We start from the raw sequence: 6,145 nt of genomic DNA, 5'->3' as shown, positions 1-6,145 counted from the left end.
TCCGGCTCTACGATAACGATTCCCCAACGTTCTGCTCGAGTCCATGTATTGAGAAAAGTCTTAAATGGTGTTTGTCGGCGAGGCTCCTTACCCGATCTGAGTGTGAGGGTTTTAGTATTCATGTCGTAGCCCACGGCCACCGCGAAGTGCCACTGAGGCCACCAGTTTAGCCCCAGGTTCTGCATTACTAAAACAGGATTGCCTGCGGCTATTTCTTGTAACAGTGCCAGCGGATATGCCAGTAATTCATGAGCACGAGCTTGAGCTGTCAGTTCGATCGAGAGAGTTCCCTGCTTCTCCGGTATATAGAGAAGAGGCTCCAGTTGTTCGGCGCTGACATCGATTTGACGGTAATTAAGTACGGTTGCCAAACTGGAAGGGCCGCATTGTTCCTGCTTCTGCGGGAAAAAGGGAACATCCGTCAATTCTGCCTGAGAGGGCATTTGTAGCTGGGTTAGAGTTTCGGAGAGGTTGTCGGGGCTGCGGGTGAGAGATCCGCAGCCCGCCAGACACAGGCTAAGAAGTAGCCCTAACAGGCATAAAGAACGGGGCATGTACGACTACTATTTGTTGATACATTTGACAAAGGAAAACAGGTTCGTTGCACAGAGCATATCAGTGATAATAAAAACGACAAAAATCAGCACTAATACCCCAACCACACCCTGACCTGCGGGCATGTTGGCTATCTCAGTATTCAGCTGTGCTAATTCGTCAGCAGTCAGTGTGCTTATCCGTTGTTCGATTTCGGCAGGGTCGACACCCATATTCGTCAGCTGATCGCGCACCCCGTCCTGATTTAATGCCTCTATCAAACGGCCGCGGTCGTACTCAACAAATTGCTGGCTGACGGCCTGTTGGGTGGTCACCATGCCGGCTTGCGCTGACACACTGAGTAAGCTGGTAAAAACCATCAGAAAGCTTAAAAAAATTGCGAAAAAACGGTTATGCGGAGCAAGTTTCATGTTTCGCCTCACAGATTTGGTTGGTTTAACACATCAAGGTAAAAGTTATACACCTAGTTAACAAGGTATAGAGGATAGCCTTGTTGAAATCAATTTCGGTACGGTTAATATGATCACCGATTCACAATCTGACTCAAAGGCACTTGCTCATATCTCCTCAGATGCAGGCGCGGGCGTTCTACTTTAGAATAACTCAAACTCTGGATGATACTCTCTATGCTCAACTGGATTTGGCTATTCTTCTTTTTCTCGGCATTTCTCTGTGCGCTTGGCCAGCTGATATTTCAAGGCAATACGGACATATTTAATACGCTGGTCGCGTCCCTGTTTGATATGTCGAAATTGTCTTTCGATATTGCTCTGGGGCTCGTGGGTATTTTGACCCTGTGGATGGGAGTGTTGAAAATCGGTGAGAACGCCGGTTTGATCGAGAAGCTGTCCCGCGCGCTGTCGCCATTATTTGCTCATCTAATGCCTGAAGTCCCTAGAAATCATCCGGCTCTGGGGCATATTTCCATGAACTTTGCCGCCAATATTATGGGGCTGGATAATGCCGCGACACCAATTGGTATTAAGGCGATGCAGAGTTTACAGAGCATTAACCCCGTCAAGGATACGGCCTCTAATGCCCAAATCCTGTTTCTGGTGTTAAACACGTCATCGTTAACACTGTTCCCCATCGCCATCCTTATGTACCGGGCCCAGCAGGGCGCTCCGGATCCTGCAGTGGTGTTTTTGCCTATCCTGCTGGCGACCAGTGCTTCAAGTATTGCTGGCCTGCTGGTAGTTGCATTTGTGCAAAAGCTGCACATATTCAATCGTGTGGTTTTGAGTTATTTGGGCGGTGCGGCTGCGATCTTAATGGCGCTGGTGCTTTATCTGTCTTCTTTGAAGCCGGATGAGCTGGCCCGAGTCTCTTCTTTAATGGCTAATTGTTTGCTGTTTTCGGTTGTGATTCTGTTTATGGCTATGGCGGTAAGACGCAAGGTGAACGTCTACGAGAGCTTTATTGACGGGGCGAAAGAAGGGTTTCAGCTGGCGATTACCATTTTGCCTTATTTGCTGGCGATGCTGGTTGCCATTGGTGTCTTCCGGGCGAGCGGTATGCTGGATTATGGTCTCACGGGCTTGCGCTGGATTTTTGAGGGAATGGGGATGGATACCCGTTTTGTGGATGCGTTGCCAACGGCTTTTATGAAGCCTCTAAGCGGCTCTGGTGCACGAGCCATGATGCTTGAAACCATGAATAACTATGGGGTGGATTCCTTTCCTGCCCGGATTGCCGCCACCGTACAAGGCAGTACGGAAACGACTTTTTATGTGCTGGCGGTATATTTTGGCGCGGTGGGGATAAAGCGTATCCGACACGCAGCCGCCTGTGGTCTGTTTGCAGATTTTGTCGGTATTGTTACGGCAATCGTCGTTGGCTATTGGTTTTTTGGATAGCAGAAGAACTGTTAACTAACCGATCACACCTTTAAGACAGTTCGAGTTTTGCACTGGGGCGTGAACGTTGTGTCAGCCCTCCGATGAGTTCACTCAGTTTTGGAATGCATTCATCGGGCAGATCATGGGCCATACCTTCAATGGCATGAAACTCAGACTGGGGAATGTTCTCAGCCGTATCTTTACCGCATGCGATTGGAATTAGTGGATCATCGGTACCGTGAATGATCAGGGTTGGCAGAGTCAGTTTTTGTAACTGTTTTCGGCGATCGGCAGTGCAGATTGATGCCAGTAAATGCCGTGCGGTACCGGCTGGATAATAACTTCTCGTTATTGCGGCCAGACACTTTTCTTTTAGACTGTTCTCCGAGACGGGAAAACCCGGACTCATAATGACTTTCCAGGCAGCCATGCTGTTTTTAACGATTTCTTCAATGCCAGCGTTTGGATCTGTTTTCTTGGTCAGTGCGGCGGTTGCTTCTGGCGTTGGCCTGGGTAATTTGGGGTTGCCGGTGGTGGACATGATGGAGGTCAGCGACATCGTTCGCTCGGGAAAGTGAATCGCGATCAGCTGGGCTATCATGCCTCCCATAGACACGCCGACCAGATGGGCCTGTTCAATCTTGAGATAATCCAGCAGTCCGATGGCATCGTTGGCCATAGTCGTTAGAGTGTAAGGCAGCTTTGGCCTGAGTTTTAGTCTGTGACGTATGATCGCCCAGGGGATATTAGGCAAGCGTAAGTGATTCATCTTGGTCGACAGACCGACATCACGATTGTCGTAGCGAATCACAAAGTGTCCCTGATCTGCCAGATTTTGGCAAAAACTGTCGGGCCACTGAATCAGTTGTGAGCCCAGCCCCATGATCAACAAAATGGCAGGATCCGCCTGATCTCCAAAAGTTTCATATTCCAAAGTCAGGTCGTCAATAACTGCTTGTGACATGAGGTTTTCCAGTTTCTTAATTTCAAGATGGCTATGGTTATAAATGCTAGGGCTCTGAATGCTGTAGTTTTAAATACCGTGGTTCTAGTAACCAGGGTTTAACTAAGTACAGCGGTCGTGAGCATTAACCATGTATACGTTTGTCCGGAAGTAGATGGTTCATTACAGCAGGAAAAAGTTCGGAACTGTAACGGCTACTGAACCGATAGCGCTATCGTAACTTGAATAAAAACTCAAAAGCTAAACGAACGTTTACTTTGGCGGATGGTTTGTATCAGATGATCCGCGGAAGGTTTTTGACTGACATTTTTTTGGCGGAATAATACAACTTTTGTCATCGGTTGGGCGGGTTGACCAATGCTCAACGTTTTGTGAAGAAGAGCTAGTCGCTGGCGCAGAGTCAAGAGAGTGGGATGGAAATGGTAGCCGTTGCAGGTTTAAGAAGAGCCGTGGGAGCTAAAGAGTACGGTTGGCAGCAATGGATAACCACTGTACTTGCCATCCGTACTTGTCTGACTGGGTAGTCAATATTGATAGAATTCTGGGTTGTTAACTTTTGATTTCAGGTTATAGCCCTTTGAATTCAGGTTTACGCTTTTCAAAAAACGCTTTGGCACCCTCTTTGAAATCCTGGCTGCGATAGGCGGTATTTTGCAATACGGCTTCTTTTTCCAGACAAAAATCCAGGTCTTCAGTTGCAGTGGCCTGCAAAATTTCTTTGGATAAGCTCAGCGTCATCGGGGCTTGTTCGGCCAGTGTCTTGGCCCATTCCAGAGCGTCGCTCAGTAGGTTCTCCGAGGCCACCACCCGATTGGCCAAACCGACTTTTTCACATTGCTCTGCAGGCAGACGTTGTGAAAAGGCGATCATCTCATAGGCTTTCTTGGGTCCCAGATACGACTGCAAGAATTTGTGTGAGCCACCATCGGGGATCAGGCTGATCGCGCCAAAGGCCGAGTACAGAAAAGCGTCTTCGGACATTATCATCAAGTCGCACGCCATGGCCAGGGTGCCACCGATACCCGCTGCGGCACCATTTACCACGCTGATAACGGGTTTTGGTGTGTCGTTGATGGTTTTGATCAACGGGTTGTATTCGCGACGAATCAGATCCGTAATAAAACCGTCTTTGTCGCTGCCGGGAGTGATTTCGCTTAGGTCTGCACCTGCGCAAAAGCCTTTGCCGGCGCCGGCGAGCAAGATCACCCGAACCTGGCTGTCTTCCCTGGCTTGTTTAAAGGCGGCCATTAACTCGGAGCGCATTTGTTTGTTGAGAGAGTTGCGAACCTCTGGGCGATTCATGGTGATGATGGCGATACTGTTATCAACGTCGTAAGTCAGTGCTTCAAAGTTGCTCATGTCCATTTCCTTCTTATGTGAGTTGGCGTTAGGGCATGCGGTTTATTGAACCGCGCCCTGATCGATCAAAGCCTGAACTTCCTCGTTGGAGAGCCCCAGGTTCTCAAGGACGCTACGGGTATCATGACCCGCCGGATTTTGACCGTGGGTGACTTCAGATGGAGTGCGGCTGAAGCGGGGCGCTGGGGCAGGCTGCTTGTAACCATCCAGTTCGATGTAGACATCGCGTTCCTGATTATGTGGATAATCGAAGGCTTCATAGGCGCTGAGTACGGGTGAAAAGCAGGCGTCGGTATGTTCCAGCAGGGCACACCATTCATCACGGGTCTTTTCTTTCATGACGTCAGTGAGGATGGCTTTTTTGGCTTCCCATTGATCGGTGTCATTTTGGGTTTCCAGATTAAAGATTTCTGGATCTAATCCACCTTTCTCGACCAGGGTCATAAAGAACTGCGGCTCGATAGCACCAATAGCGACGTACTTGCCGTCTTTGGTTTCGTAGGTGTCGTAATAGAAGGCGCCGCCGTCCAGCATGTTAACGCCGCGCTCGTTGAAGTCCCACATTTTGGAGGCGTGGAAGCTGTGGCACATCCACATCAGGTTAGTCGCACCATCCACCATCGCGGCATCAACCACCTGACCTTTGCCGGAGTTTTTGGCTTCCAGTAATGCTGCCAGAACCCCGCTGACCAGGAACATGGTGCCGCCACCAAAGTCACCCACCAGATTCATTGGCACCACAGGCTTCTCGCCTTTGACACCAATGGCGTGCAAGGCACCGGTGATGGATATGTAGTTGATGTCGTGTCCGGCGTTTTGAGACAGCGGGCCAGTTTGTCCCCAGCCGGTCATGCGGCCGTACACCAGAGCGGGATTGACTGCCTGGCAATCTTCCGGACCGATCCCCAGTTTTTCGGTGACGCCGGGGCGAAAGCCTTCGATCAATACGTCGGCGGACGCGATCAGTTTCATCAGGGTTTCACGGCCTTCGGCGCTTTTCAGATTGACGACGATGGACTTCTTTCCCCGACGACTCATGTCTTCTGAATACAGCGGGGGCGTATTGCCGCCACGATCAATGCAGATAACTTCAGCGCCCATGTCAGCTAAAAGCATACCTGCCATAGGGCAGGGGCCAAGCCCTGCCAATTCAATCACCCGATAACCTGATAGTGGGCCCATAATAAACTCCGGTGTTGTCTTGTTATTCAATGTAAAAAGCCCGCAAAGCGGGCAAAACCGTTAATGCAATACTGCGGTTAAGCAGCAGTGCATTGTGTCGTCGTTTTTACGATGGTGATCTTACTTGGGTTGCATGCGAACCGCTGCGTCCATACGGATGCTTTCGCCGTTGATGTAATCGTTGTCTACGATATGAGCAGACAATTTGGCGATTTCGGCGGGCTTACCCAGACGTTTCGGGTAGACG

At 49.7% G+C, this 6,145-nt stretch carries 6 protein-coding genes; 1 reads left to right on the top strand and 5 read right to left on the bottom strand.

The window, feature by feature from the left end:
* Both ACTG33_RS15630 and ACTG33_RS15625 read right to left on the bottom strand, forming a co-directional pair.
* A partial coding sequence (locus ACTG33_RS15630; RefSeq protein WP_439136153.1) for a PA2778 family cysteine peptidase occupies positions 1 to 554 on the bottom strand: 554 nt, incomplete at its 3' end.
* A gap of 9 nt (positions 555 to 563) precedes the next feature.
* Entirely contained in the window at positions 564 to 965 is a 402-nt protein-coding gene (locus ACTG33_RS15625; RefSeq protein WP_439136152.1) for a PA2779 family protein, read from the bottom strand.
* A 216-nt stretch (positions 966 to 1,181) separates the two neighbouring features.
* On the opposite strand from ACTG33_RS15625, the gene ACTG33_RS15620 reads away from it, so the two are divergent.
* Positions 1,182 to 2,411 (top strand): nucleoside recognition domain-containing protein, encoded by a 1,230-nt coding sequence (locus ACTG33_RS15620; protein WP_439136151.1) that lies wholly within the window; start codon positions 1,182 to 1,184, stop codon positions 2,409 to 2,411.
* Between the two features lie 31 nt (positions 2,412 to 2,442).
* Here ACTG33_RS15620 and ACTG33_RS15615 read toward each other — a convergent pair whose 3' ends face one another.
* The 3 genes from ACTG33_RS15615 to ACTG33_RS15605 all read right to left on the bottom strand — a co-directional run bounded on the left by ACTG33_RS15615 (position 2,443) and on the right by ACTG33_RS15605 (position 5,898).
* A complete protein-coding gene (locus tag ACTG33_RS15615; RefSeq protein ID WP_439136150.1) occupies positions 2,443 to 3,357 on the bottom strand; it encodes an alpha/beta fold hydrolase in 915 nt (304 codons plus the stop codon).
* Positions 3,358 to 3,924: 567 nt separating this feature from the next.
* Positions 3,925 to 4,716, bottom strand: coding sequence for an enoyl-CoA hydratase/isomerase family protein (locus tag ACTG33_RS15610; protein ID WP_439136149.1), 792 nt, complete (start codon positions 4,714 to 4,716; stop codon positions 3,925 to 3,927).
* A 42-nt stretch (positions 4,717 to 4,758) separates the two neighbouring features.
* Positions 4,759 to 5,898 (bottom strand): CaiB/BaiF CoA transferase family protein, encoded by a 1,140-nt coding sequence (locus ACTG33_RS15605; protein WP_439136148.1) that lies wholly within the window; start codon positions 5,896 to 5,898, stop codon positions 4,759 to 4,761.
* Positions 5,899 to 6,145 lie beyond the last annotated feature (247 nt).

It is taken from the genome of Pseudomaricurvus sp., from assembly GCF_965662505.1.
Lineage (GTDB): Bacteria > Pseudomonadota > Gammaproteobacteria > Pseudomonadales > Cellvibrionaceae > Pseudomaricurvus.
The sequence above is the reverse complement of the archived record's forward strand: the minus strand, read 5'-3'. Positions and strand labels throughout refer to the sequence as shown.